Origin of the sequence: Xenorhabdus griffiniae, from assembly GCF_015163655.1 — a bacterium.
GTDB classification, from domain to species: Bacteria; Pseudomonadota; Gammaproteobacteria; order Enterobacterales; family Enterobacteriaceae; genus Xenorhabdus; species Xenorhabdus griffiniae.
This window is the reverse complement of sequence record NZ_JADEUF010000005.1, coordinates 51106-77293: the sequence shown is the minus strand read 5'-3', so window position 1 is coordinate 77293 and position 26188 is coordinate 51106. Positions and strand designations below refer to the sequence as shown.

At 45.1% G+C, this 26188-nt stretch carries 25 protein-coding genes and 1 pseudogene; 8 read left to right on the top strand and 18 right to left on the bottom strand.

Going from position 1 to position 26188, the window contains the following annotated elements; genetic code table 11:
* Positions 1–436: DDE-type integrase/transposase/recombinase (locus IQ211_RS02195; RefSeq protein WP_193836316.1), on the top strand; the 436-nt coding region annotated here is incomplete at its 5' end.
* Positions 402–719, top strand: a complete 318-nt coding sequence (locus tag IQ211_RS20065; RefSeq protein ID WP_189758581.1) for an integrase core domain-containing protein — start codon at positions 402–404, stop codon at positions 717–719. The genes IQ211_RS02195 and IQ211_RS20065, both read left to right, overlap by 35 nt.
* 8 nt (positions 720–727) lie before the next feature.
* Here IQ211_RS20065 and IQ211_RS20060 read toward each other — a convergent pair.
* Together IQ211_RS20060 and IQ211_RS02185 are read right to left on the bottom strand one after the other, a co-directional pair.
* A pseudogene (locus tag IQ211_RS20060) lies at positions 728–835 on the bottom strand (IS630 family transposase); the annotation flags it as partial.
* A 300-nt stretch (positions 836–1135) separates the two neighbouring features.
* Positions 1136–1990 carry a hypothetical protein gene (locus IQ211_RS02185; RefSeq protein ID WP_189758582.1) on the bottom strand — a complete coding sequence of 285 codons (855 nt, stop codon included), beginning with the start codon at positions 1988–1990 and terminating at the stop codon, positions 1136–1138.
* A 696-nt stretch (positions 1991–2686) separates the two neighbouring features.
* On the opposite strand from IQ211_RS02185, the gene tkt reads away from it, so the two are divergent.
* The 4 genes from tkt to fbaA all read left to right on the top strand — a co-directional run bounded on the left by tkt (position 2687) and on the right by fbaA (position 8365).
* Positions 2687–4681: a transketolase gene (tkt, locus tag IQ211_RS02180; RefSeq protein ID WP_189758583.1), complete on the top strand. Its 1995-nt coding sequence runs from the start codon at positions 2687–2689 to the stop codon at positions 4679–4681.
* Positions 4682–4970: 289 nt separating this feature from the next.
* Positions 4971–5990, top strand: coding sequence for an erythrose-4-phosphate dehydrogenase (gene epd, locus IQ211_RS02175; protein WP_189758584.1), 1020 nt, complete (start codon positions 4971–4973; stop codon positions 5988–5990).
* Between the two features lie 74 nt (positions 5991–6064).
* The gene (gene pgk, locus IQ211_RS02170; RefSeq protein ID WP_189758585.1) at positions 6065–7231 is read left to right on the top strand and encodes a phosphoglycerate kinase; all 1167 of its coding nucleotides are present in this window, start codon (positions 6065–6067) and stop codon (positions 7229–7231) included.
* A 57-nt stretch (positions 7232–7288) separates the two neighbouring features.
* Complete coding sequence (fbaA, locus tag IQ211_RS02165) at positions 7289–8365, top strand: class II fructose-bisphosphate aldolase (RefSeq protein ID WP_189758586.1); 1077 nt, start codon at positions 7289–7291, stop codon at positions 8363–8365.
* Positions 8366–8583: 218 nt separating this feature from the next.
* On the opposite strand, the gene IQ211_RS02160 is transcribed toward fbaA, so the two are convergent.
* Entirely contained in the window at positions 8584–8889 is a 306-nt protein-coding gene (locus IQ211_RS02160) for a type II toxin-antitoxin system RelE/ParE family toxin (protein WP_223281599.1), read from the bottom strand.
* Positions 8889–9143 (bottom strand): antitoxin, encoded by a 255-nt coding sequence (locus tag IQ211_RS02155; RefSeq protein WP_189758588.1) that lies wholly within the window; start codon positions 9141–9143, stop codon positions 8889–8891. The genes IQ211_RS02160 and IQ211_RS02155 overlap by 1 nt, the downstream gene beginning before the upstream one ends.
* Before the next feature lie 53 nt (positions 9144–9196).
* On the opposite strand from IQ211_RS02155, the gene IQ211_RS02150 reads away from it, so the two are divergent.
* Entirely contained in the window at positions 9197–9373 is a 177-nt protein-coding gene (locus tag IQ211_RS02150; RefSeq protein ID WP_189758589.1) for a hypothetical protein, read from the top strand.
* A gap of 153 nt (positions 9374–9526) precedes the next feature.
* On the opposite strand, the gene dtpB is transcribed toward IQ211_RS02150, so the two are convergent.
* From dtpB to IQ211_RS02085, 13 genes are all read right to left on the bottom strand, one after another.
* Positions 9527–10981 carry a dipeptide/tripeptide permease DtpB gene (gene dtpB, locus IQ211_RS02145; protein ID WP_189758590.1) on the bottom strand — a complete coding sequence of 485 codons (1455 nt, stop codon included), beginning with the start codon at positions 10979–10981 and terminating at the stop codon, positions 9527–9529.
* Between the two features lie 566 nt (positions 10982–11547).
* Positions 11548–12066, bottom strand: a complete 519-nt coding sequence (gene hpaC, locus IQ211_RS02140) for a 4-hydroxyphenylacetate 3-monooxygenase, reductase component (protein WP_189758591.1) — start codon at positions 12064–12066, stop codon at positions 11548–11550.
* A 22-nt stretch (positions 12067–12088) separates the two neighbouring features.
* Positions 12089–13651: a 4-hydroxyphenylacetate 3-monooxygenase, oxygenase component gene (hpaB, locus tag IQ211_RS02135; RefSeq protein ID WP_189758592.1), complete on the bottom strand. Its 1563-nt coding sequence runs from the start codon at positions 13649–13651 to the stop codon at positions 12089–12091.
* Positions 13652–13889: 238 nt separating this feature from the next.
* Positions 13890–14807: a 4-hydroxyphenylacetate catabolism regulatory protein HpaA gene (gene hpaA / locus IQ211_RS02130; RefSeq protein ID WP_189758593.1), complete on the bottom strand. Its 918-nt coding sequence runs from the start codon at positions 14805–14807 to the stop codon at positions 13890–13892.
* A gap of 56 nt (positions 14808–14863) precedes the next feature.
* Positions 14864–16231, bottom strand: coding sequence for a 4-hydroxyphenylacetate permease (gene hpaX / locus IQ211_RS02125; protein WP_189758594.1), 1368 nt, complete (start codon positions 16229–16231; stop codon positions 14864–14866).
* A gap of 170 nt (positions 16232–16401) precedes the next feature.
* Positions 16402–17169: a 4-hydroxy-2-oxoheptanedioate aldolase gene (hpaI, locus tag IQ211_RS02120; RefSeq protein WP_189758595.1), complete on the bottom strand. Its 768-nt coding sequence runs from the start codon at positions 17167–17169 to the stop codon at positions 16402–16404.
* Between the two features lie 18 nt (positions 17170–17187).
* Positions 17188–17991 (bottom strand): 2-oxo-hept-4-ene-1,7-dioate hydratase, encoded by an 804-nt coding sequence (gene hpaH, locus IQ211_RS02115; protein ID WP_189758596.1) that lies wholly within the window; start codon positions 17989–17991, stop codon positions 17188–17190.
* A 5-nt stretch (positions 17992–17996) separates the two neighbouring features.
* Positions 17997–19469: an NAD-dependent succinate-semialdehyde dehydrogenase gene (locus tag IQ211_RS02110; RefSeq protein ID WP_189758597.1), complete on the bottom strand. Its 1473-nt coding sequence runs from the start codon at positions 19467–19469 to the stop codon at positions 17997–17999.
* A gap of 172 nt (positions 19470–19641) precedes the next feature.
* Positions 19642–20031 (bottom strand): 5-carboxymethyl-2-hydroxymuconate Delta-isomerase, encoded by a 390-nt coding sequence (locus tag IQ211_RS02105; RefSeq protein ID WP_189758598.1) that lies wholly within the window; start codon positions 20029–20031, stop codon positions 19642–19644.
* 12 nt (positions 20032–20043) lie between these two features.
* Complete coding sequence (gene hpaD, locus IQ211_RS02100) at positions 20044–20925, bottom strand: 3,4-dihydroxyphenylacetate 2,3-dioxygenase (protein WP_189758599.1); 882 nt, start codon at positions 20923–20925, stop codon at positions 20044–20046.
* Between the two features lie 32 nt (positions 20926–20957).
* Positions 20958–22424, bottom strand: a complete 1467-nt coding sequence (gene hpaE, locus IQ211_RS02095) for a 5-carboxymethyl-2-hydroxymuconate semialdehyde dehydrogenase (RefSeq protein WP_189758600.1) — start codon at positions 22422–22424, stop codon at positions 20958–20960.
* Positions 22421–23185, bottom strand: coding sequence for a fumarylacetoacetate hydrolase family protein (locus IQ211_RS02090; protein ID WP_189758601.1), 765 nt, complete (start codon positions 23183–23185; stop codon positions 22421–22423). Before IQ211_RS02090 ends, hpaE begins: the two co-directional genes overlap by 4 nt.
* A complete protein-coding gene (locus IQ211_RS02085; RefSeq protein ID WP_189758602.1) occupies positions 23182–23814 on the bottom strand; it encodes a fumarylacetoacetate hydrolase family protein in 633 nt (210 codons plus the stop codon). The genes IQ211_RS02090 and IQ211_RS02085 overlap by 4 nt, the downstream gene beginning before the upstream one ends.
* Before the next feature lie 387 nt (positions 23815–24201).
* On the opposite strand from IQ211_RS02085, the gene hpaR reads away from it, so the two are divergent.
* Positions 24202–24651 carry a homoprotocatechuate degradation operon regulator HpaR gene (gene hpaR / locus IQ211_RS02080; RefSeq protein WP_189758603.1) on the top strand — a complete coding sequence of 150 codons (450 nt, stop codon included), beginning with the start codon at positions 24202–24204 and terminating at the stop codon, positions 24649–24651.
* Between the two features lie 185 nt (positions 24652–24836).
* Here the strand turns inward: hpaR and IQ211_RS02075 are convergent, their stop codons facing one another.
* Positions 24837–25874 carry a zinc-dependent alcohol dehydrogenase family protein gene (locus IQ211_RS02075; RefSeq protein WP_189758604.1) on the bottom strand — a complete coding sequence of 346 codons (1038 nt, stop codon included), beginning with the start codon at positions 25872–25874 and terminating at the stop codon, positions 24837–24839.
* Between the last annotated feature and the right edge of the window lie 314 nt (positions 25875–26188).

Below are 26188 nucleotides of genomic sequence, written 5' to 3'. Positions count from 1 at the left end.
TCGGGTGCGTGAACGGTATAACCAAAGCTGTGGAGCGATAGGCAGTCGCACATTGAGTCATTTATTGCCCCATGAGGGCAGGCCGGTTGGACGCTGGAAGGCCAGACGATTAATGCAGGAATGTGGTCTCAAAAGTTGTCAACCGGGGGCTCACCGTTATCGTCCGGCTGGTGAAGGCCATCCCGCTTCGCCGAATCTCTTGCGGCAACAGTTTGCACCGGTATGCCCAAATACCCACTGGTGCGGAGACATCACGTATATTCGTACAACAGAGGGATGGTGCTATCTGGCCGTGGTGACCGATTTATTTTCCCGCCGGGTTGTCGGGATGGCCATCGCTTCTTCGCCGGATGCGGGGCTGGTCTGCCGGGCATTGAATAACGCACTGGAAACGCGTCATATTGAAGGGCATCCAGGGCAGTCAATACCGGCGTAAAAAATTTCGCCGCTTACTCTGGCGAAATAAAATTATCCAAAGCCTGAGCAGTAAGGGTAATTGCTACGATAATTCCCCCATGGAACGGGTATTCCGGAGTTTGAAAAGTGAATGGCTCCCGCCAGAAGGTTATCTGGACATTCATGAAGCCATAAGGGATATCACCGACTATTTTGGCCGGTATTACAACGAAATCCGTCCCCATTGCTTTAATGGGGGAATTTCTCCTGCTGAATACGAAAGACAATGGGAAGAGGCCAGAAATGTGTCCGAAAGTTCTTGACCACTACACATTAAGAGTGCCATGAGTCGGCGAGCATAATCTTTATCCCGGGTTTTATGAATAAATTTTTTCATCTGACGTCGTTCATTTCTGAGTATTGGTGCTATGATTCGCATCACTCAGTCCATTTTGGGATTTTTTTGATTTGGCGATTAATCAGATCGCAAAAATTGGACTGAGTTCCCTTCAAATGATCTACTATTTTGAATAGCTTATTTAATATATACGCATTAAATTTCAAGTTGCAATTTAAAATACTATATGAAACGTAATTTCTCCCCGCGAAGCGGGGAGAAATTACACGCATATTGCAGTTAGATTGGTATAGTTAACTTAACATCTGGCATATTCAATTATCAATTGAATTTCTTTAGTGATAGTTCTTAATGGAACTGACTTTGGCCTTTAGGTTTATTTTAGTTGTTAATGACTTGATCCTCTTGATTATAAGTAAAAGTAGCATCTTGGCTATAATTATCGGGAAGAACTATCTTTATAATCGGCACTATTTTCCCCGTGACATTATAAAATTCCCTTTGATCATGTTGTGCACCGTCAAGCCCTCCTGGAAGATAAAAAAAGGCTTCAATGGGTAATTCATTGGGAATATTTTGGGGCCAGGTAGCCAATATTAACTCATTATTTATTGCCAGCAAGAGCTGTAAACGTGCCTGAACGCCCTGTATGAAGGCATCAGCGTGATTTGCCCCTGGTTTAATGCTGACATCAAAACCACACTGACCCATTTCATCGCTTCCATTTTCTATCCACTCTTGAGCTGTAGTAATTCCAATTTGTTGACAAGGCGCACTGCGGGGAAAACCAGGAATAGTACCACATCCTTTTTCATTTCTGTCGGCAGAGACTGCATTGATAGGGAAATAACAAAGAGCTTCAGGGTGTTTTTTATTAGCTGCTGAAGCGGATAAATAAGGAGAAAAAATGAAACCATTTGTGTAACCAGCATCTAATGTAATAAGTTTTGAATCAGTTCTCAAATAAGAAAATGAGACACCACCGCTACTTTGTGAGTGTGGACTTGGATTCCAAGAATAATAATAATCTGAAGGAACTGTTCCTCTTAACATAATCCCTGAACATAAAAATGCAGGATGGTCCCCATCTCCACAATTATTTCTAGTGTCGTTATATCGTTGAGTTAATTCTGTCGCAAGATCGTAACCAGAGTTTGTATTTATTGAATTAACGTTGGCAAAAGTTATTTGTAATCCCAATAAATATAATGAAATGAAAATAATTATTTTCTTCATGTTATTTCCTTAATTATTTTTGAATACACTTAAATGATGGCGGATTTATAAACTCACCTTTTTGTGTCATTAATTCAAATTACTTTTTTTTATCACCTAATAATTAAACTTTATTGAGTTGCTGGCATATTTTTATGGGTTACTTTTATATTTGGTGATAATTTATTTGAAATAAAAAATGGAATAATGATAGCTGTCCATAAATAGTTTATTTATAAATTTTTATTTTGTTTTTCTATTTTTTATAGAGAAATTATCTTCTCCAATAGAGTGGCAAGCTATAGCATATAAGCAAGGGAATGTATCTCTGTAACAGGTGATATCACCAAAATTGCAGTTAACATCAAAATATATTACAAGTGAATTTTGTTCATTATCCTAATTTGACTGAAAAATGGGTTTTTGGGGTCTTGATTAACCTATTGGGTATCGTGTCTAATACGTGGCTTCCGATTGCGCAAGTCACGCTGGTAAATTATTCACTATTTGCGCAAGAATACCTTGAGTTGTCCGCATGATCGCGATAGGGCACCAAAACAACGGGGTAAATCAAAGAATTATTGTTAAGGAGAAATTAAGATAGCTCTCCTTATCATTTGGCATTAATTACCTGGTATTAATGATTGCGGTTTGTATGCCGCGCTGCGAAAATTAGTCCTTAGTTCACTAACGCTTTTATCCGACTTGGAGTAAAGAATGACCACTCGTAAAACCCTTGCTAATGCTATCCGCTTTTTGAGCATGGACGCGGTGCAGAAAGCAAAATCAGGGCATCCTGGCGCACCAATGGGAATGGCTGACATTGCCGAAGTGCTATGGCGTGATTATCTGAACCATAACCCCTCTAATCCTGGCTGGGTTGATCGTGACCGTTTCGTGTTATCCAATGGCCACGGCTCCATGCTGATATACAGCCTTCTGCACCTGACGGGTTATGATGTTTCGATTGACGATTTGAAAAATTTCCGTCAACTACACTCTAAAACGCCAGGCCATCCAGAATATGGCTATACTCCGGGCGTAGAAACCACAACTGGCCCATTGGGGCAGGGTATTGCCAATGCAGTCGGTTTTGCGATTGCAGAACGCACACTAGCTGCTCAGTTCAACCGTCCAGGCCATGATATCGTCGGTCACTACACTTATGTGTTCATGGGTGATGGCTGTATGATGGAAGGGATCTCCCATGAAGTTTGCTCTTTGGCGGGGACACTGAAACTGGGCAAATTGATCGCGTTCTATGATGACAACGGTATCTCTATCGATGGTGAGGTAGAAGGTTGGTTCACTGATGATACCGCAGCACGCTTTGAAGCCTATGGCTGGCATGTTATCCGTGGCGTAGACGGCCATGATTCTGATGCTATTGCAGCAGCCATCGACGCAGCACGTAAAGAAACAAACAAACCATCTCTGTTGATGTGCAAAACTATCATCGGCTTTGGTTCACCAAACAAAGCAGGCAAAGAAGAATGTCACGGTGCTCCATTGGGTGATGCTGAAATTGAAGCAACCCGTAAAGCGCTGGGGTGGGAACATCCTGCGTTTGAAATTCCTCAGGACATTTACGCTGGCTGGAACGCCCAGGAAGCAGGCAAGGTTAAAGAAGCCACTTGGGAAGAAAAATTTGCTGTATATGCGCAAGCTTATCCAGAACTGGCTGCTGAATTTAACCGTCGTACCAGCGGTGATCTGCCAGCAAACTGGGAAGCTGAGTCCAAGGCATTTATTGAAAAACTGCAACAGAACCCAGCTTCTATTGCCAGCCGTAAGGCATCACAAAATGCACTGGAAGCATTCGGTAAAGTTCTGCCAGAATTTATGGGTGGCTCTGCTGACTTAGCTCCAAGTAACCTGACTATGTGGTCTGGCTCTAAACCGCTGAACGAAGTTCAGGACGGTAACTATATTCACTACGGTGTGCGTGAATTCGGTATGTCTGCCATCATGAACGGTATCGCACTGCATGGTGGTTTTGTGCCTTATGGCGCAACATTCCTGATGTTCGTGGAATATGCCCGTAATGCTGTACGCATGGCAGCCCTGATGAAAGTGCGCAGCATCTTCGTATATACCCACGATTCCATCGGGTTGGGTGAAGATGGTCCAACTCACCAGCCAGTCGAACAAATTGCCAGTCTGCGCGTAACGCCAAATATGAGCACATGGCGTCCATGTGACCAGGTTGAATCTGCGGTTGCGTGGAAATATGCTATTGAGCGCAAAGATGGCCCTACTTCGCTGATCTTCTCCCGTCAAAATCTGGCACAGCAAGAACGTACTGCTGAACAGTTGGCGAATATCGAGAAAGGGGCTTATATCCTGAAAGATTGTGCAGGTCAGCCTGAATTGATCCTGATTGCTACGGGTTCCGAAGTGGAATTGGCGGTGAAAGCGGCTGAGCAACTGACTGCTGAAGGTCGTCAGGTTCGCGTGGTTTCTATGCCATCTACCGATGCTTTCGATAAACAAGATGCTGCATATCGTGAAGCGGTATTGCCAGCGGCAGTTTCTGCCCGTGTTGCTATCGAAGCCGGTATCTCTGATTACTGGTTCAAATATGCTGGTATCAATGGTGCTATCGTTGGTATGAATACTTTCGGTGAATCTGCACCTGCTGATGTTCTGTTCAAAGAGTTTGGTTTCACGGTTGAAAATGTAGTAGCCAAGGCAACAGCTTTGCTGAAATAATCGGCAAGTAATTCATATTAAGCGCATTCGTATCAATTTTAGGGCGAATGCGCTCTTTTTTTGTTCAATCTTTCCTCCATAATGTGACGAATGGCGCTTGCCATCACTCCTTTTTTCTCGTAATCTGCGTTTATAGTTGCTGAACCGTTTCAGTTTGATGCATAAATGAGATAACAAAATGTCTTGTCTGTCACAATCTGGTTAATTTTGTGATGAATTATCAGTACAAGCAGACATTGCTCAGTTATTCTAAGCGGTTGCGTAACTACAGAGAAATTCAGGGAGTAACATGACTATCAGAGTAGCGATTAATGGTTTCGGAAGAATAGGGCGCAGTGTCTTGCGTGCTCTTTACGAATCAGGGCGTCAAGCTGAAATTTCAGTGATCGCTATCAATGAGTTGGCAGATGCACAAGGCATTGCTCACTTGTTGAAATACGATTCCAGTCATGGGCGTTTTGCATGGAATGTGCGTCTGAATAATGATTTATTGCAAGTAGGAAGCGACAGTATCCAGCTACTTCATCAACCGAATATCTCGGCTCTGCCGTGGAAAGCGTTGGACATTGATATTGTTCTTGACTGTACAGGTAGGTATGGTGAACGAGCAGACGGAGAGTCTCATATCGCCAGCGGAGCCAAGAAAGTCCTGTTTGCACATCCGGGAGGAAATAATCTGGATGCAACCGTCGTATATGGTGTTAATCATCATGCATTGGTTGCCGAAGATCGCATTGTTTCTAATGCATCCTGTACAACAAACTGCATCATTCCAATCATCCAAGTGTTGGATGATGCGTTCAATATTGAATCTGGTACGGTGACAACCATTCACGCATCGATGAATGATCAACCCGTGATTGATGCTTATCACGGTGATTTACGTCGAACCCGGGCGGCCAGTCAATCTATTATTCCAGTTGATACAAAACTGGCGGCGGGGATCACACGTATTTTCCCTAAATTTAATGATCGGTTTGAGGCGATTTCTGTTCGAGTTCCCACAATCAATGTGACAGCCATTGACTTGAGTGTAACAGTCTGTTCGGCTGTGAGTGTGGAAGATGTGAACCGGCTCCTGCAAAAATCAGCGGCCAGGGAGTTTCGTGGTATAGTGGATTATACTGATTTGCCGTTGGTTTCAACGGATTTTAACCACGATCCCCACAGTGCTATTGTGGATGGAACACAAACGAGGGTTAGCGGTAAGCACCTGATTAAAACCCTTGTGTGGTGTGACAATGAGTGGGGCTTTGCTAATCGTATGATTGATACGACGCTGGCAATGGCCGCAACCGGTTTCAAATAATCATTTGTTGTGTCACAAACGGCACACAGCAGAAGATTGAGTAATTTTATAAAGAATCAATGAGAGGATTCACCATGTCTGTAATTAAGATGACTGATTTAGATCTAGCGGGTAAACGTGTATTGATCCGTGCTGATCTGAATGTACCTGTAAAAGATGGTAAAGTTACCTCTGATGCACGTATCCGTGCGTCTTTGCCGACGATTAAGGCTGCGTTGAATCAGGGAGCCAAGGTCATGGTTACTTCTCACCTGGGACGCCCAACTGAGGGAGAATACAACGAAGAGTTCTCACTGCAACCTGTCGTTGATTATTTGAAAGAAGCACTTTCTTCTCCTGTTCGTCTGGAAAAAAGCTATTTGGATGGTGTTGAAGTGACGGAAGGCGAATTAGTTGTGCTGGAAAACGTTCGCTTCAATAAAGGTGAGAAAAAAGACGATGAAACGTTATCAAAGCAGTATGCTGCACTGTGTGATGTGTATGTCATGGATGCTTTTGGTACGGCGCACCGTGCGCAAGCGTCAACTCACGGCGTTGCTAAGTTTGCCCCAATTTCTTGTGCTGGCCCTCTGCTTTCTGGCGAGCTGGAAGCGTTGGGTAAAGCGCTGCACAATCCTGCCCGTCCAATGGTAGCGATTGTAGGAGGCTCTAAGGTTTCAACTAAACTGACTGTTCTTGATTCACTGTCCAAAATTGCCGATCAGCTGATTGTAGGTGGTGGGATTGCTAATACGTTTGTTGCCGCAGAAGGGCATAACGTTGGTCGTTCGCTGTATGAAGATGATTTGATCTCGGAAGCGAAAAAATTGATGGAAAGCTGCGACATCCCGGTTCCTACCGATGTTCGTGTTGCAACAGAATTCTCTGAGACTGCGGAAGCAACGCTGAAATCCACCAGCGAAATTAAAGATGAAGAGCAGATCCTTGACCTGGGTGATGCTTCTGCCGAACGCCTGGCTGAAATCCTGAAAAGTGCCAAGACTATTTTGTGGAATGGTCCGGTAGGCGTTTTTGAATTCCCTAATTTCCGTAAAGGAACCGAAATTATTGCCCGCGCAATTGCTGAGAGCGATGCTTTCTCAATTGCCGGTGGCGGTGATACCTTGGCGGCAATCGATCTGTTCGAAATTGCTGATAAGATCTCTTACATCTCCACTGGTGGTGGTGCTTTCCTTGAATTCGTTGAAGGCAAAAAACTGCCAGCCGTTGTGATGCTGGAAGAACGTGCTAAAAGTAATTAAGTTGTAATAACAGGCAGCATTGGCTGCCTGTTCAATGTCAATACAGGACCACGTAACATGTCTAAAATTTTTGATTTCGTAAAACCGGGTGTCATCACTGGTGATGATGTTCAAAAAGTCTTTGCCGTCGCTAAAGAGAACAATTTCGCGTTACCAGCGGTTAACTGCGTCGGTACTGATTCCATCAACGCAGTGTTGGAAACGGCGGCAAAAGTACGTGCTCCGGTCATTATCCAGTTTTCTAACGGTGGTGCCTCTTTCATTGCGGGTAAAGGTCTGAAAGCAGAAGGTCAACAAGCCGCGATTATCGGTGCTATTTCTGGTGCTCACCATGTTCACCAAATGGCAGAGCATTATGGTGTGCCTGTTATCCTGCATACTGACCATTGTGCACGTAAACTGCTGCCATGGATCGACGGACTGTTGGAAGCAGGTGAGAAACACTACGCACAAACTGGTAAACCTCTGTTCTCCTCTCACATGATCGATCTGTCAGAAGAATCTCTGGAAGAGAATATCGAGATTTGCAGCCAATATCTGGCACGCATGGCGAAAATCGACATGACACTGGAAATCGAACTGGGTTGTACTGGTGGTGAAGAAGATGGTGTTGATAACTCCCATCTGGACAGCTCTTCCCTGTACACTCAGCCGGAAGATGTAGCTTATGCGTATGAGAAACTGAACGCCATTAGCCCGCGTTTCACCATTGCAGCATCTTTCGGTAACGTCCATGGTGTATACAAACCAGGTAACGTTAAACTGACACCAAAAATTCTGTGCAATTCACAGGATTACGTCTCTGAAAAATTCAACCTGCCACACAACAGCCTGGACTTTGTCTTCCACGGTGGCTCAGGTTCTACCGCGGAAGAGATTCAGGAAGCTGTGAGCTACGGTGTAGTGAAAATGAATATCGATACCGATACTCAGTGGGCAACTTGGGAAGGTATTCTGAACTACTACAAAAAGAACGAAGGCTACTTGCAAGGCCAGTTGGGTAACCCAGAAGGCGCAGATAAGCCTAACAAGAAGTTCTACGATCCGCGTGTTTGGCTGCGTGCTGCTCAGGCGTCTATGGTTATTCGTCTGGAGCAGGCCTTTAAAGAACTGAATGCGATTGATGTGCTGTAATAAATTGTTATTTAGATAAAATTTATTACTCAGCATATGTAAAAGCTGGCTAAGTTCTTTTTGAATTAGCCAGCTTTGCTGGATTAATACAATAAGTGCAACATGTGACCGGTATAGGCTTCGATTGGTGTCAGCCCATTCAGTTTTCCTTGGTGTTATATTCAGCTTTAATTCCATATTGCCGAAAACGACGGGTTGGGAGCGTGGTCCCAACCTTATCAAATAAGTCTGTCTGCAAGGCGCGTCAACAAATTCATTCTCTCATGAAAAATTGCCACGATTAATGCAGGAGCGTTTTTACGTGGCAAACAAAACACATAATGATGTTCACAACGCGCCATTCGCAATGCTGGAAAAATTTCACTCATGTCCTTGAAAGACCCTTTTCCAACGGCAAGGCGCACAATCCCCTGTTCCAGCTCGGTGATATAGCGGTGCACCTGCTTATCACCCCACTGCTGGCGCGTATAGCGGATAATAGCGCGTAAATCGTCTTCGGCAGCGTCTGTCAGTACATAGTCCATCAAGCGCGGCCGCTCCCGGAAAACTCTTCATTGAGAATGTCACTGACGTTCTTTTGGGACACCTTGCCCTCCAGTCCGTCATGGACGCGTGCCTCTAACACGGTTTTCAACTCCTGCCATGCCTGATCGCTATCAGTCATATCAGGGAACAAACGTTCTAGCGTATATTGTTTGATAGTTTTGCCTTGCAAGGCTGCCAACGCTTTCAGGCTTTTGTGTTGCTGCTCGGTTATGTCGATAGTTAAACGACTCATAACTTATTCCTCATAGATTACCCACAAACCCACATTAGCACATATGATGGATTGTGGCTATTTATGACGTATCAAATGTTAATCAAAATACGCCTGTCATACATGAGCCATTGCGTCTTTCCGGTTTTCTGCGTGACCAATCTATGAATAATGTTGACCAGAATATTCAAATCGAATTACCCACTGACCATCATCATCCAATATCGTTGGATATCTGGGTATTGGGATGATCCAAAAACTGGGATACGAAGCAGCAGCGGCAGGAATTCGCCAGTTCGAAAACCTGCCATCATTGCGGTTACAAAAATCCGTCATACCGACGGTTGCGGCCTGAGAAGTGGAAAGTTTCGCCGTTTACGGTGGGAAGCAGACATGCTTGCAGGTTATGCTTTCATAATCTTGTTTAACCATGGCACCATAAAGGCCATAATCACGGCGACAATCAAGGTGGTAATCCCAATTTTACCAAATACACCAGTATAAATTGGCAGGGTTTGCAGTGGATTCGTCACGCCTTCTGGTGCGGCAGTAAAGGTTGCTACATAACTACCCAATACTGATGCTGCGGCTTGTGACAGGAACCACATGCCCAGGATAAAACCTGTCAGGTAGCTAGGAACAAACGCTGCCACCATTGCCAATCCCAACGCACTAATCATTAACTCCCCGACGCTCTGGAACAGATACACCAGTACGATAAACCATGGCGATGTAATACCATTCTCATCGGCAAATAAGCCAGAAGCTGCGGCGGTCAGGAAGCCCAGGGAGCACAAGAACATGCCGAAGGTGAATTTGGTTGGCATGGAAAAATCTTTACCTTTGTTACCCAGTTTGGTGTAAACCACGGCTAAGACAGGGCTGGCGACGATGATCCAGAAGGGGTTCAGGGCTTGAAAACTGACGGGATTGACATTAAAACCGAGGATCTGGTGGTGAACATTATTGATGGCGAAGAAGTTGAGGGAAGTTGGCATCTGGTTATACAGGATAAAGAACACGATAGCCTGGAGCATCAGAATAAATGCCACAAACATTTTATTGCGGCCGACTCTGTCCTGTTTGAATGCCTGCCAGAAGAAAATCACCACAACAATGGTTGAGATTGCCACCAGGGCAATATTGGCAATTTTGATATTGTGCAATAACCATGCACAGACGCCAACCATAGCTACTGCACCTACCAGAACCAAAAACAAGGTGGCATAGTTCAAAGGGGCATGGTCTGGCTCTGAACCGAGGTTATGTACCATACGACGGCAGGCGATATAAACCAGCAAAGCAATAATCAGACCGATACCGCAGATATTGTAGGTGACTGCATAACCATATTTTTCAGCAATAACGGGGGCAAGAGAGAGGGAAACCAGAGAGCCGAGATTGATGGACATATAGAATAGTGTGAATGCACCATCCAAACGTGGATCTTGCGGTGGGTAACATTTTGCCAGCAGACTGGCAGGGTTGGCTTTGAAAAGGCCATTACCGACAGCGACGGTTCCCAAGGCATAAAAGATAAGCTCAGGATTTATGATGGAAAGGCCAATCATAAAATAACCTATTGCCAGTATGATAGCCCCCAAAACAATGGTACGTTTTGTCCCCAGTAAGTGATCACCGACATAACCACCAATAGAAATCAGGCCGTAAACCAGTGCAGTAAATGCGCCAAAAGTGATAAATGATTGTGCTTCTGAAAAACCGAGCTGTTGAACGAAGTAAACAGCCAGAATACCTTGAACGCCGTAGTAGCCAAATCGTTCCCACAATTCTACAAAAAATATCATGAAGAAAGGCTTAGGTTGATCCCATAAACCTATCGGAGCGGTTTTACTCATAGTGATGCCTCTGTTTGCTATCATTAGATAGGCAGTACACTCAAATAAAATATATTCAGATAATTATACTGTTGTTAATATATTTGTAACTTAAATGTATTGCATAAGTTGTGCTTTTGTTTATTTATTCAAAGTGATCGTAAAGCGAGGGAGGTTAATATACTGGTATGATATCTTCTCGATGGTTGATCACACTAACGAAAAAAAGTAATACCAGATCTGGCAGAATATTCACTAAATTAATATAAAAAGTTGTTAATAAGTGGGTTTTGTGCTCGCAAATAAAGCAATTTGACTGTCATTTAATCTCTTCCGTTTGTTGTTTGTTGAGAAGTGGTGGATTAAATAAAAATAGGGATGAAATGGAATCACCTTAATCTATATGTAAAGTTTTTATTATGTATTTTGAGGTGGTGGTGTGAAATTTCTGGTTGATATTCAGTGCCAATTCTATTAAATACCAATTAAAAAGAAATTGATAAGAATTTAGAAATGAAGGCTCTTTATTAAGGAACCTTCATGCTAGGAGGCTGTATTGAAAATATTTCTGTTTTGATGTTCTTTTTTTAAACAATGGTTGCCATGTTTTCATCCATCACTGGATGAAAATTACGCTTAAAGTAAATAAGACCATGACCTTCTTCACGAACAATAATCTGTTTTATTTCTACCAGATATACATAGTGAGTACCGACTTCTTGTACTTGCTTAATGCATCCCTCTAAATTGGCGAGCGTCCCTTGTAACAAGGGTTGTCCCAGTATCCCCGTTTTCCAGATATCCCAATTAAAGCGCTCTTCCATGCTGATACCTGTCATGCCCGCGAAATGGCGTGCCATCAATTCTTGTTCATGATTCAGGATATTGACACAAAGGTGACCATTTTCCTGAAATACCGGATTCATGGCGCTATTGCGATTAATACATACCATCAAAGTCGGAGGCGTATCTGTCACAGAGCACACCGCCGTTGCAGTTAGACCGCAGCGCCCCGCAGGACCATCCGTAGTGATGATATTCACCGCAGCGGAAAGGCTTGCCATCGCATCCCTGAAACGCAAGCGATGTTTATTTTCTACAGACATAAATAGGCCTCCTGCTACTGATTTATTTCAGTAGCTTATCTAACAGGTTAATATCACGGTTATTGTGTAAGTGGGGACTGGTCCAGCCATTCACATCATAGTCAGAGAGACAACGATCAACCAATTCCGTCATTTTCTTCATATTGCCAGAGCCATAGGCGTGACGCAGACATTGCAGGCGAATTTCATCCTGACTGCCGGCATAATTAATTTCGTATAATTCATGGCGACCACCGAACTCACTGCCAATGGCATCCCACATTAATTTCAAGATCTTGATTCGTTCCACATGATCAATACCATTAGAGCCACGGACATATTTTTCAAGATATTTATTGATCTCAGGATTATTCATGTCACGCACACTGGATGGCAAATAAATCAGGCCGCTGGTGACATTGCTTTCAATAATATTCTTGATTTTTGTATAAGCCATGGGCGCCATCACGCGATAAGTCTGAATCGCTTGCGTATCAGGCAGATAAGCGCCATTTTCCCACGGCTTGGCTTCTGCCCACATCGCATCTGTCAGTGACCAGAACAGATTGCGCCATGCAACGACTTCTCCCAAATCGGCCTGAACACCGCGGAATTCCACCACGCCAGTGCATTCAAGGCTTTTTTGTAACAGTGCCGTCATGAAATCAAGCTTAACAGCAAGGCGTATACAGGCTTGCATGGGAAATAGCCGCGCAAAACCACTTTGCACCGCCCAATTACGGGCACGATCAAAATCGCGATAAATTAACACGTTTTCCCACGGAATTAATACTTTATCCATGACCAGAATGGCATCATTTTCATCAAACCGACTGGAAAGGGGGTAATCAAAAGGTGAGCCAGTAGCACCGGCCACTAATTCATAAGAAGCGCGGGAAATTAATTTCACACCCTCGGCATCCATTGGTGCAACAAACATGAGGGCAAAATCAGGGTTATCTCCCATAACTTGCGCAGAGCCAAAACCGATAAAATTATAGTGAGTCAGGGCTGAATTGGTCGCGACGACTTTGGCGCCACTGACAATAATCCCAGCATCTGTCTCTTTTTCTATCTTGATAAAAACATCTTTGACTTGATCGGCGGGCTTATGGCGATCAATCGGTGGATTAACAATCGCATGATTGAAATAGATGCAGCTTTCCTGAATACGCTTATACCATATGCGGGCATTATCAGCGAATTGCCCATAATATTCAGGATAAGCACCCAATGAGCAGCAAAATGCTGCTTTATAATCGGGTGAACGCCCCATCCAGCCATAATTTAGGCGTGACCATTCGGCAATGGCATCGCGCTGTTGGCGGATATCATCAGCGCTGGTGGCGAAACGGAAGAATTTGTGCGTATAGCCACCACTTCCGGTATCGGTATCCCAGCAAAGTACATCGTGGGTTTCTGGGGCATGAAGGGCATCATACAGTTGACCGATTGAAGCAGCCGCATTGCGGAAAGCCGGATGTGTTGTGACATCTTTGACGCGTTCACCATAGATGTAAATCTCGCGACTATCCTGAAGTGAACTCAGGTATTCTTTACTGGTAAATGGGCGTTTATGATCAGCACGCAAATTTTCTAGTCTCATAGCAACCTCATGCTCCAAAAATCCCCTTATTTTGATTTGTTATCTATATGGGGGGATGGTTGTTAATTTTATGTTTATTACACTGTTTGATTGAAGCGACTAAACGGCTCCTCTTGAAGAGACTTTCGGAGGGTTTACTGGTACTTTTCGATAAAAGTAGAGAGTTTGTTGCGTAAATGTGACCGACTTTGTGTTTTGGTAATCATGATTTTTGCATGATTACGCCGTCCTGAAAAACTCAAACATGTCCGCCTGAATTCTTTTCCCGCCAAACACTCGGTGAGTATCCCACCAACCGATTAAAAAATCGGGTAAAGTAAGCAGGATCTTTAAACCCAAGTTGATACGCTATCTCAAATACGGGGCTATCACTAAACAGTAATAATCGTTTTGCTTCTCGCAGTAATCGGTCAAAGATCAATTTCTTGGGTGGCCGATTGGCAAAGCGTCGGCACATATCCTTTAGCCGTGATTCCGTAATTCCCAATTTTTCTGCATACTCTGGTACGGCGAGATGCTGGTAATAGTGTTGATCAATCAATTGATTAAATCGCTGAAACAGTTTCAATTCTCCTCTGACACCACCGCAATGATGATCATCAAGGGGAATACTGCGTAGTAAAAAGGTAAACAGAGATTGAGCCAGGAAAGTCAGCGATTGTTCTCGTCCGGTAAATTGGTTGGCAGACTCACGCCCAATCAGTGCCCAATAATGGTTGAATGTTTCCAATTCATCGTATTTATCCGCTACGGAAAGGCAGATAGCCGGAATCTCAACCAGTTCCCGATGGGTAGGATAAAGCGAACTGAGCAAGGGGGTGATTAGTTCCTGACGGACGGTTAATACATAACCATCCGTATCTTCCTGCGTAAAAAAAGCATGAGGCACGGAAGGTGGAATCAGGATAAACAGAGGGGCTTGTACGGAATAATGCTGTGCGTCTAATTGCAGTTCGATCCGCCCTGTCACCAGATAATGGAGTTGGAAAAAACCGTCATGGCGATGCGCCTGCATATTACGCCCGAAAAATGCCGCCATGCGACCAAAAGTTTGATAATGAACATCATCCGATCCCTGAGTTTCATCATAGTCCTTGCTGATATCGATATTCGTGATGATGGGTTTATTGGCTTTGAGCGCATTGGATACAGTCATCAGTTTCCTCCTGTATCTTATTGTTGGCTAAGGTATATCAATATATTGCTTGTTATTTACAATTTTGCCTGTGGCCGTGAATGTTTCATCGGGATCAGAAAAACGATTAACGCACCGATGATCAGTAATCCGGCTACGAAATAAAGTCCAGCGTTAAAATTTCCCGTTTGATCTTTTAACCAACCGATTAGCAGAGGACTGACGGCAGATCCCACATTGCCGGTAGCATTGATCACAGCGATCCCCACGGCACGGGCGCGCAAACTAATCGATTGATCTGGCGTTGTCCAGAATACCGCCATAGCTGTAAACGATCCGGTAGAAGCCATAATGATCCCCAGCAGTTGCACTATGCTGTTATCTGTCAGTGAAGTTAAAATCCAGCCTGCGGCAGCAAACAGATAAGGTAAAACCGTGTGCATTTTGCGTTCTTGCAGGCGGTCTGAGTGGCGGCTCCAGTAAACCATACCTAAAATCGTGCAGAATTGTGGAATGGCAGTCAAAATGCCGATCATCACATGGCTGCTGCCCTGATTGAAACTCTGCATAATCTGTGGCGTCCAGATATTAATAGCACTTAAGGTGTTGGTCAGGCAGAAATAAGCACAGGTGTACATCAATACAATCGGGGTAAACACCTCGCGCCATAAGCGGGTTTTTTGCTGTTGAATCTGTTCATTGGGCTGGGTGATAGAAAGCTTATCGTTTTCTATCATCTCTTGAAGGCATTGTTTATCTTCACGAGTTAGCCATTTGGCCTTTTCTGGTGAGTCATCCAGATAAAACCAGACAGCAAAACCAAGCAAAACAGAAGGGAAGCCTTCCAGCAAAAACAACCACTGCCAACCGCGCAAGTCCCAGATGCCATCCATTGCCAAAATGTAACCGGAAATCAGTGAACCAAACGCCATCGTTACGGGCATGGCAATCATAAACAACGCATTGGCGCGTGCGCGATAATAGGCTGGAAACCAATAAGTCAGGTAAACCAAAATACCCGGCAGAAAGCCGGCTTCCGCAATACCCACCAGCATTCGCAAGATATACAGGCTCGTGGGACCAGTGGCAAACATTGTAGCGGTGGAAGCGATCCCCCATAACACCATAATGGTCGCGATCCAGCGACGAGCTCCCACAATACTCAACATCACATTGCTGGGAATGCCGAAAATAACGTAAGTGGCGTAAAACAGCGTTGCGGCTAAACCGAACATGGTGGATGTTAAACCGAGATCTTTTCCCATCGTCAAACCAGCAAATCCAATATTGATACGATCCAGAAAAGAGAAAACGAACAGGACAAAGAGAAAGAGGATCAGGCGCCGGAATAATTTATTGATGACACTTTGCTGTTGGGTGGTCAGCTTTTTCAGCGGCTGGGGAGGATTTTCGGATTTTGGTATCGTGTCAGGTGAAATGCTCATCGGTGTTTCCTTGTTTTGTTAGTGGTTTGATTTTCCTTCGGCTGGGGATTTGAAATTTATTGGCTATATGTGGTTGTTTGCACAGAGATTAGGAACTTCAATTGCTATGGCTGGTGTCGCGATCAACATCAGCCATTCTGGGGCATTGTTTATTGCCGATGATTGACTGCTTATTTGCCGAAATGCTTTGCCAAAGCATTGGCTGCTCCGGTCAGCAAGAGGGTATCAACCCCTACGGCAACAAACAGCGCACCCAAATTAAGATAATGTTTAGCTGCATCGACATTGGTCATCAAAATGCCAGCGGCCTTGCCGAAAGACTGGATCTGAACAATGGCTTGTTCAATGGCCGACTGAACTTCAGGATGTTGCGGGTTACCGAGGTGTCCCATATCCGCACTGAGATCGGCCGGGCCAATAAACACGCCATCAACGCCTTCGACAGCCGCTATCTCCGGTAGGTTTTGCAAAGCCTCACGGGTTTCTACCTGTACTAATACACATATTTCGTCATTAGCACGGGACAGATAGTCAGGAATGCTATTCCAGCGAGAAGCGCGAGCCAGGGCACTGCCTACGCCACGAATACCCGCGGGAGGATAGCGAGTTGCCCTGACCGCTTCACGCGCTTGCGCGGCATTTTGAATCATTGGGAACAATAACGTTTGTGCACCAATATCCAGCAACTGTTTGACGATTACGGGATCATTCCATGCGGGACGAACAACAGGCTGGCTTGAATAAGGGGCGATTCCCTGTAATTGGGCAAGAATAGTGGAAATCTCATTGGGAGCATGTTCACTATCAATCAACAACCAATCAAACCCGGTTCCTGCCAGTATTTCCGCGCTATACCCGCTGCATAGCCCAAGCCACAATCCGATTTGTGGACGCCCTGCTTTCAGGGCATGTTTAAATTTATTTGTTAGCTGATCCATGGTGTTACCTCAATAGACTCAAACAAAATGACAGCTAATTGAACCTAACATGCCGTAATCCACATGAAAGGTATCGCCTTTACGCGCAGGAACAGGGCGGGTAAAAGATCCAGCCAGAATAATCTGGCCTGCTTCTAGTTGAACACCATGCGGTGCCAGTTTATTGGCAAGCCATGCCACACCATTGGCGGGATGATTGAGAATCGCGGCGGCGACGCCGGATTCTTCAATCACGCCATTGCGGTAGAGCAGCGCACTGACCCAGCGCAGATCCAATTCATCTGGCTTGATCGGCCGCCCCCCAATAATGACACCGCCATTGGCGGCATTGTCAGAAATCGTATCGAATACCTTGCGTGGACGTTGGGTTTCGGGATCGATGTTGTGGCAACGGGCATCAATGAGTTCCAGTGCAGGAACGACGTAATCTGTTGCGTTATACACATCAAACAGCGTACAGTTCGGGCCACGCAGGGGTTTTGCCAGCACAAAGGCCAGTTCAACCTCAATACGGGGCACAATAAAACGTTCGCAAGGAATATCACCGCCGTCTTGAAAAAACATATCATCCAGCAAGGCACCATAATCCGGTTCATTAATCTGTGAACTGGCTTGCATGGCCTTGGATGTCAGACCAATCTTATGTCCCTTCAGAATTCGCCCTTCCCTGATTTTTAAATCTACCCATTCACGTTGAATGGCATAAGCATCTTCAATCGTTATCTCTGGATAATCCAGTGAGATTTGTCGGATTTGCTCACGGCTTTGCTCTGCCTGATGTAAACGGCGTGCGACTCGTGATACGATTTCTTGCTGTAGCATAGGGGTTAAGCTCCTTTCGCTTCCAACCCTCCAAAACAGAGGTATTTCACTTCCAGATAATCCTCAATACCGTAACGTGACCCCTCACGCCCCAGCCCCGATTGCTTAATGCCGCCAAATGGTGCGACTTCATTGGAAATCAAACCTTCATTGATACCTACCATGCCACTTTCCAACGCTTCCGCCACACGGTAAATTCGGCCAATGTCACGGGAATAGAAATAAGCAGCCAGGCCAAATTCAGTGCTGTTAGCAATACGGATAGCCTCTTCTTCATCACGGAATTTGAACAGTGGTGCCAGCGGGCCGAAGGTTTCTTCGTGGGCAACTAACATAGATTCGGTCACATTTGCCAGCACTGTTGGCTCAAAGAACAAGCCACCCAGCGCGTGGGATTTTCCTCCTGCCAGCAGGTGCGCACCGTTGGAAACCGCGTCTCGGATATGTGTTTGTACTTTTTCTACTGCCGCTTGATTAATCAGTGGACCTTGTTGTGATGAGCTATCAGTGGCTGGCCCAACACGAAGCTGTTTTACCGCGTGTGCCAGACGTTCTGCAAAAGCCTCATAAATGCCTTCCTGTACCAGAATACGGTTGGCACAAACACAGGTTTGCCCGCTATTACGGAATTTCGCCGCCATGGCACCCTCTACCGCAGCATCAAGATCGGCATCATTAAACACAATAAAAGGTGCATTGCCACCCAGTTCGAGGGAGAGTTTTTTCACAGTATCGGCGCTTTGTGCCATTAATAATTTGCCGACCCGCGTAGAGCCGGTGAACGAAAGTTTGCGCACGATAGGGCTTGAGGTCATCACTTCACCAATCGCTTTGGCATCCATTCCCGTGACAATATTGAAAACGCCAGCCGGAATGCCCGCCTGTTCCGCCAGGACGACTAAGGCCAGTGCAGAAAGGGGTGTTTCAGCAGCAGGTTTCAGAACAACTGTACATCCCGCCGCCAGCGCAGGTGCAACTTTGCGGGTGATCATGGCATTGGGGAAATTCCACGGTGTAATGGCTGCAACGACACCAATCGGTTGTTTGATCGTAGCGAGACGGCGGCCCGGTATTGGGGAAGGCAATGTTTCGCCATAAATACGTTTGCTTTCTTCTGCGAACCATTCGATAAAGCTGGCACCGTAAGCGATTTCCCCCATTGCTTCGGTGTAAGATTTACCTTGTTCTGTGCTCAGTATCTTCGCTAAGGCAGTTTGGTTTTCCATCACCAGATGGAACCATTGCTTAAGCCTCTGGCTACGCTGTTTTGCTGTCAGTGACCGCCATGCAGGAAGGGCATTCTGGGCAGCTTCAATGGCAGATTGTGTCTCTTTGGCTCCCAGATCACTGACATTAGCAATGACTTTACCATTGGCTGGGTTAATAACTTCAAAAGTTGCTTTATTTTCCGCGTCAACCCATTGACCGTTGATATAGGCCTGGTGACGCAGCAAATTTGTATCCAGATGATCTGTCATAGTTTCCTCTCAATAAATAAAGGCGAATAAATTTAGTGTCCTCCAATTATATCCCTCATCTTGCAAGCCATAACTTTGTTGACCGCGATTTGAAACTTCAAGTTGCAACACTCTATGAAACCACACGCATCTTGAAGTTAGATTGGTATAGCATTGGAATGCTCTATTGCCGTTATTCTTTTGCTTTAAATAGGCTATGAACGTTATTGGATTTATAATTCAGCACCGGATCAAGTTCTTCCATGGTGAAAGAGAGGCCCAGATAACGCTGTGACATCAACTCACTAAAATGCGCCTTGATTAAGCCAAACAACATTTCTCCGACTTTTTGCCGATCTTCAAGGCTGCGTCCGGCACCAATTTTCAGTGTCATATGAACGAAGGCATAATCTTGCTTACCATCCGCCATTTGCCAGGTATCCAGCCAAATGGCGCGACTACGGATACCGCCCAGCGGAAAAATGCCGGTATCTGCCAGCGCCTGATTCACTTTGGTAAATAATTCCGGCAACCTGGCTTTTTCACGGATATTTTCAGTACACTCAGCGTAAAAATGTGGCACGGTCTTCTCCTGTCAGGCATCAGTTTTATTTTGATTCACAATATAATCCGGCAGCGGGAAAACCGCGTTAACCTGTCCTGTCCCTGAACTGGCGAACAATTCCGTCAAAAATTCCACCTTGCCGTCATACTTGTCCCATCCGAGTAGCCCTAGCAGCATCACGGTATCATGCATATTGCCTTCTCCTCGACAATATTGCGCATATTCCGGTAACATTTTGCAAAATTCCTCGAACTTGCCTTCTTTCCAAAGCTGCACGACACGGCGATCCATCTGCTCATCGAACTCACGGGTATAGCTGTTCATGCCCTCTTCGGCACGTTGATCGTCAATGAAACTGTGTGACAGCGAACCGCTTGCCAGTACCGCAACCGTACCATCGTATTTCTCAATTGCCCGTAAAATCGCCGCTCCCAGTTTGCGGCTGTCTTCAAACGCATGGACAGTACAAAAGGCCGAAATTGAAATCACCTTGAAATGGCGGTCGCTGTTCATATAACGCATGGGGACCAGCGTGCCATATTCCAGTTTCAGGCTTGGGATCTCGTGTGACTGGGCACGAACACCCATCTGGCGAGCTTCTTGTGCAATCATCCGGCCTAGCTCTGGGTTGCCGTCATACTCATAGGTCATATCGCGGATAAAATGTGGTAATTCATTACTAGTATAGATGCCGGAGAAATGGTCGGAACAGTTAATATGATAGGCGCTGTTAACCAGCCAGTGCGTGTCGAAGACAACAATCGTATCCACACCCATTTCACGGCAGCGCCGGCTGATCTCTTTGTGTCCATCAATAGCGCTCTGGCGGCAACCGTGATGCTTGCCTGGCAATTCAGACAGGTACATAGAAGGGACATGTGTAATTTTCGCTGCTAACGCTAACTTTCCCATAAACCCTCACTTGGAATCAGGATGGCCGTTATTTAAACACCCCAACGAGGTATAGGGTGCTCTCCCATTGAGATACAGACGTTTTTCACTTCAGCAAACACTTCAAAACTGTATTCCCCGCCTTCACGCCCCACACCGGAAGCTTTTATGCCACCAAATGGCTGACGCAGATCGCGAACGTTTTGGGAATTAACAAACACCATGCCGGCCTCAATATGACGTGCCAGACGCAAAACCTTGCTGACATCCTGTGTCCAGATATAAGAAGCAAGGCCATATTCCACATCATTAGCCATGCGTAGCCCGTCCTCTTCACGCTTGAATGGCAGCAGACAAGCGACAGGGCCGAAGATCTCTTCCTGTGCTACGCGCATGTGGTTATCCACATCTGCCAGGACAGTAGGACGTAAGAAGTGGCCATTTTTTAGATGGGCAGGTAAATCGGCAGGTTTATCGGGGCCTCCGGCCAGTAGTGTGGCGCCTTCTTCGATCCCTAACCGGATATAATTGGAGACTTTTTCCCAGTGTTGCCGGCTTATCAAGCTGCCAACCTGAGTTTGCGGATCTTGGGGATCACCGACACGTAACCGATTCGCGCGTTCAGCAAAGCGTTTAACGAATTCGGGGTAAATACTTTCTTGGATGAAAATGCGGGAACCTGCCGTACAACGTTCGCCATTAAGGGAGAAAATAGTAAACAGAGCGGCATCCAGTGCGCGTTCAATATCTGCATCTTCAAAAATGAGGACAGGGGATTTTCCGCCTAATTCCATAGAATATTTTTTCAGTCCGGCATTTTGCATGATCAGGCGACCCGTTGCTGTCCCTCCGGTGAAAGAGACTGCACGCACATCATGATGTTTTACCAGCGCATCGCCTGCGGTGTTACCGTAGCCCTGTACCACATTCAATACCCCAGCCGGAATGCCGGCTTCCAACGCTAATTCGCCTAAGCGGTTGGCTGTCAATGGGGAAAGTTCGGACATCTTCAAAACAGCCGTATTTCCCAGAGCCAGACAAGGCGCAACCTTCCACGTCGCCGTCATAAAAGGCACATTCCATGGGGAAATCAATGCACAAACACCAACAGGCTGGATTAATGTGTAGTTGAGCATTGTGTCATCAACAGGATAAGTGCGCCCATTCATCTGCTGGCAAATTTCTGCGAAAAAATTGAAATTTTGCGAAGCCCGTGGGATCAAGACATTTTGTGTTTGATGGATGGGAAGGCCCGTATCCTTGGTTTCCAGCGCAGAAATATCGGGAACATTTTGGTCGATTAATTCACCCAAACGGCGCATCAAACGAGCGCGTTCTTTCATTGGGGTATTTGCCCACTTGGGGAACGCTTCTTTGGCTGCCGCAACAGCTTGGGCGATCTCTTCCTGCCCGCCTGATGCAACCTCAGCCAGCACCTCGCCTGTTGCAGGATTAGTCGTTGTGAAATAGGTTTTGCTGCCGACATTTTTGCCGTTGATCCAATGGTTAATCATGGTCATGACAAACTCTCCTCATATTCTTGCTGGCTGACAATACGATTAACTAAGCGCCCAACACCTTCGACTTCTACGATGACTTCATCCCCAGGAACAACATTGGACAACCCTTTAGGTGTTCCGGTGGCGATCATGTCGCCTGGTTGCAATGTCATAAAATCGCTGAGGTAGCTGATTAAGAAAGGAATATCGAAGATCAAATCGGCGGTTGTACCTTGTTGACGGAGTTCACCGTTCACCCATGTTTGCAACGTTAGATTATGCGGATCAGCAATCTGTTGTTTATCTATGATCCACGGACCGATTGGAGTAAGCGTATCGCGGCTTTTTACCCGCAGGTTAGGGCGATAGTAATTTTCCAGATAATCACGAATGGCGTAATCGTTACAAACGGTATAACCCGCAACGTAATTCATGGCCTCTTCTCTGGCAACTTTGTGAGCGGGTTTACCCATCACGACAACCAATTCTGCTTCATAATGCATATATTCCACATTATCAGGACGGACAGAGACCTGACGGTGTCCGGTTAAGCTATTGGCTGCTTTGATAAATACCAGTGGTTCTTCTGGGGGCTTAAATTCCAGCTCTGTTGCGTGATCGGCATAATTTAGCCCTAATGCGAACAGTGTTCCGCTGGCTGGGGGAAGCCATACAACCCCTTCACCGCTGACCGTATTTCCGTCTGGTAAGAAGACATTTTCCTGTTCGTCAACGGTGACATTGAGATCTTGTCCCTGATAATGAATTTTGGCGTATCTCATGCCTGACCTCCTGCCAATACAACCGTATTTTCTAAGTTAGGGAAGCCCTTGGCCTTGATTGTGACTTTATCGGCAGGATGAAGGGTTACGCGCTGGTGGGGCGTTCCCAATAGAATGGCATCGCCCTCGTTTAAGGTGGCGAATTCGCTTAATGCTGCCAATAATTCAGCTGCTGAACGAATAAGATCTTGGGTAGACCAGCGATCAACTTCCTGGCCGTTGATTTCAGTGACAATATCGAGTGATGCTACCGAGTTGGCTTTGATCATTTGACCTAGAGGGCAAAAACCGTCCCGACATTTTGCTTTAATGGCAGGACGGTAGAATGATGTTTCCGGCAGGCTAACTTCGTTTGCCAATGCGTAACCAGCAATATACTGTTCGGCATTCTGAACTGAAACTTTGCGTGCTGTTTTTCCAATTAACAGCGCCAGAGTCGCACCGCTCTGTACCGTTTCCCCGACAGGGTGAGGAATAACATCCCCTGAACCAATCACGGTATTACGGGGTTTGATAAACCAAATAGGTGTTTTGGGTGGTGTTTTATAAGGTTCTTTGTTAAATGCCTTATGCCAGAAATTGATCTGGCTGCTATGGTTGAGGGCAACGGCAAAGACAGTGCCTTTCATGGACAGCTCCTTGAAACCTGGATGACGTGTTGCAAGACCACTTATTAATATATTAATAAACTATGTGTTGGCAATCTTCAATATGTTAAAGAGATTGTTAATTTTAATTGTGATCTATGTAACAACACTTTATTGTTGATCATTTTTACTACATAAAGATCAGCCTGTTATATTTTTAATCAAGGTCATTTGAGATTGAAATTAACTTTTATTTAACTTTTTGTTGGTGGGATCGTTTTATTTATTTGTTAATGTTGAAATCTTTCCCCTTTGTGGATGATTTTGAGCGTGTTAGGCTTTTTAGTGTTCAGGTTGTCTATAATAAGCAGCATGGATGTTAAACTTATAGAGAATGACTAGCGATTAACTAAAGAGTCACTTTTACTTATGCATGAATCCTTGACAATTGCATTGCTTCAAGCGAGAGAAACCGCTATGGGTTTTTTTCGGCCTATTTTGAAGAGCTATAATTTAACTGAGCAGCAATGGCGGATTATTCGTGTACTTGCGAGTAGCCGTTCTATTGATTTTCATGACTTAGCTTGTCTCACTTGTATCTTGCGCCCAAGTCTGACAGGCATTTTGACACGTATGGAGCGTGATGGGCTTATATTCCGCCTGAAGCCTATGAATGATCAGCGTAAGCTGTATGTTTCTTTGACTCCGGCTGGACAGGAACTCTATGAGCAAGCAAAAGGGCAAATTGCTGAGGGATATAAGGCGATTGAGGACGCTTTTTCTCCAGAAAAATTGACCCAACTGTTAGGGCTATTGGATGAATTTATTGCTATTGGGAACCTTTCACAACAAGATTTGGATGAAGAAGACAAACTGTAAGTTGAAGGTTTATTAATTAGTTAATAAATTTAAAAATCAAGCTTATTATCAAACACAACATAAAGGCCGCCGTAATGAATTGCATACGTGTATTGATGCAGTATATTGCGGCGGCTTTTCTGTTTCCCACACGCTATGAAACCTGATATCTCCCCGCTTCGCGGGGAGATATCACAATATACCCACTAAGCTGACAAGACAATTTTCAGTGCTTTCTCTTGAGCTGCATTACCAAATATTTCATAAGCGGTTTCTATTTCACTCAATGGATAATGATGAGTGACCAGCTTTTCAGGTGCAATTTTGCCGGATTGAACGCTTTTCAGCAGCATGGGAGTGCTGCTTGTGTTTACCAGTCCAGTAGTAATGGTAATGTTTTTGATCCAGAGACTTTCCAGATGCAGGTCAACAGATTTGCCATGGACACCAACATTGGCAATGAATCCACCTGCTGCAATGATGTCCTGACATATTTTGAAGGTTGCGGGGATACCCACACATTCAATAGCCACGTCCACCCCAATGCCGTCAGTCAGTTTATTGATAGCTTCTACGACGTTTTGTTTTGCCGGGTTGATAACCGTGTTAGCACCAAACTGCCGGGCGACGCTAAGGCGGTTATCATCAGTATCGATCATGATGATATGTGCCGGGGAGTAAAACTGTGATGCCAATAATGCTGATAGTCCGACTGGCCCCGCACCAATTAAGGCGATAGTCTGCCCCGGTTGGACCTTGCCATTGATAACACCAATTTCAAGACCAGTTGGCAGAATGTCACTGAGCATTAATGCCGCTTCTTCATCGACACCTTCTGGCAGACGATGCAGGCTGTTATCAGCATGGGGAATACGCACTTGTCCTGCCTGTGTACCATCAATTTTATGTCCCAGGATCCAGCCACCATCTTTACAGTGAGCATAAAGCTGGCGTTTACAATAACTGCAACTGCCGCAGACGGTGATACAGGAAATAATTACCTTATCACCGACTTTGATATTGCGTACTGATTCCCCAATTGATTCAACGATCCCAATACCTTCATGGCCCAATGTGCGGCCTTGCTCGACAGTGGGAACATCCCCTTTAAGGATATGCAGATCTGTACCACAGATGGTGGTTTTGACGATGCGGACGATAGCATCTGTTGGTTCAATGAGTTGAGGTGGTGCCTTTTCTTCCCAGCGTTTTTTTCCGGCTCCATGATAAACAAGTGCTTTCATATAACCCCCTTCACAGGTAATGGTTGTGATTTATGGTGTTAAGAATGTCAGTAATCCAGAGCACGATTGACGTTATCTGTTGCCTAAAGTTTAGCAGATGTAAACATTTTCGATTTTCAGCGTGCTTCCCAGAGTCAGCCGTAAAGTAGAATTTGTTTATTTTTACTTAAATGCGATCTTCTGCAATCAGAGCAATAAGCACAAAATAATAGAACCAGAGGGATAATTCTCAAGTAAGATTGGCTTTCTAGACAGTGAATTATCAATAAATCGGACCGACAAAGTGACAGTTTCTCATTCAGCTTTACTAACTG

Excerpts from the sequence above, each read along its gene's own strand:
- hpaA (WP_189758593.1), bottom strand. The coding sequence starts at position 14,807 with ATGACTGTATCCAATGCGCTCAAAGCCAATAAACCCATCATCACGAAT.
- epd (WP_189758584.1), top strand. The coding sequence starts at position 4,971 with ATGACTATCAGAGTAGCGATTAATGGTTTCGGAAGAATAGGGCGCAGT.
- IQ211_RS02185 (WP_189758582.1), bottom strand. The coding sequence starts at position 1,990 with ATGAAGAAAATAATTATTTTCATTTCATTATATTTATTGGGATTACAA.
- hpaI (WP_189758595.1), bottom strand. The coding sequence starts at position 17,169 with ATGGATCAGCTAACAAATAAATTTAAACATGCCCTGAAAGCAGGGCGT.
- hpaC (WP_189758591.1), bottom strand. The coding sequence starts at position 12,066 with ATGTCTGTAGAAAATAAACATCGCTTGCGTTTCAGGGATGCGATGGCA.
- hpaD (WP_189758599.1), bottom strand. The coding sequence starts at position 20,925 with ATGGGAAAGTTAGCGTTAGCAGCGAAAATTACACATGTCCCTTCTATG.
- hpaB (WP_189758592.1), bottom strand. The coding sequence starts at position 13,651 with ATGAGACTAGAAAATTTGCGTGCTGATCATAAACGCCCATTTACCAGT.
- IQ211_RS02155 (WP_189758588.1), bottom strand. The coding sequence starts at position 9,143 with ATGAGTCGTTTAACTATCGACATAACCGAGCAGCAACACAAAAGCCTG.
- hpaX (WP_189758594.1), bottom strand. The coding sequence starts at position 16,231 with ATGAGCATTTCACCTGACACGATACCAAAATCCGAAAATCCTCCCCAG.
- IQ211_RS02085 (WP_189758602.1), bottom strand. The coding sequence starts at position 23,814 with ATGAAAGGCACTGTCTTTGCCGTTGCCCTCAACCATAGCAGCCAGATC.
- fbaA (WP_189758586.1), top strand. The coding sequence starts at position 7,289 with ATGTCTAAAATTTTTGATTTCGTAAAACCGGGTGTCATCACTGGTGAT.
- hpaH (WP_189758596.1), bottom strand. The coding sequence starts at position 17,991 with ATGCTACAGCAAGAAATCGTATCACGAGTCGCACGCCGTTTACATCAG.
- pgk (WP_189758585.1), top strand. The coding sequence starts at position 6,065 with ATGTCTGTAATTAAGATGACTGATTTAGATCTAGCGGGTAAACGTGTA.
- IQ211_RS02075 (WP_189758604.1), bottom strand. The coding sequence starts at position 25,874 with ATGAAAGCACTTGTTTATCATGGAGCCGGAAAAAAACGCTGGGAAGAA.
- IQ211_RS02160 (WP_223281599.1), bottom strand. The coding sequence starts at position 8,889 with ATGGACTATGTACTGACAGACGCTGCCGAAGACGATTTACGCGCTATT.
- hpaE (WP_189758600.1), bottom strand. The coding sequence starts at position 22,424 with ATGACCATGATTAACCATTGGATCAACGGCAAAAATGTCGGCAGCAAA.
- IQ211_RS02090 (WP_189758601.1), bottom strand. The coding sequence starts at position 23,185 with ATGAGATACGCCAAAATTCATTATCAGGGACAAGATCTCAATGTCACC.
- IQ211_RS02110 (WP_189758597.1), bottom strand. The coding sequence starts at position 19,469 with ATGACAGATCATCTGGATACAAATTTGCTGCGTCACCAGGCCTATATC.
- hpaR (WP_189758603.1), top strand. The coding sequence starts at position 24,202 with ATGCATGAATCCTTGACAATTGCATTGCTTCAAGCGAGAGAAACCGCT.
- dtpB (WP_189758590.1), bottom strand. The coding sequence starts at position 10,981 with ATGAGTAAAACCGCTCCGATAGGTTTATGGGATCAACCTAAGCCTTTC.
- tkt (WP_189758583.1), top strand. The coding sequence starts at position 2,687 with ATGACCACTCGTAAAACCCTTGCTAATGCTATCCGCTTTTTGAGCATG.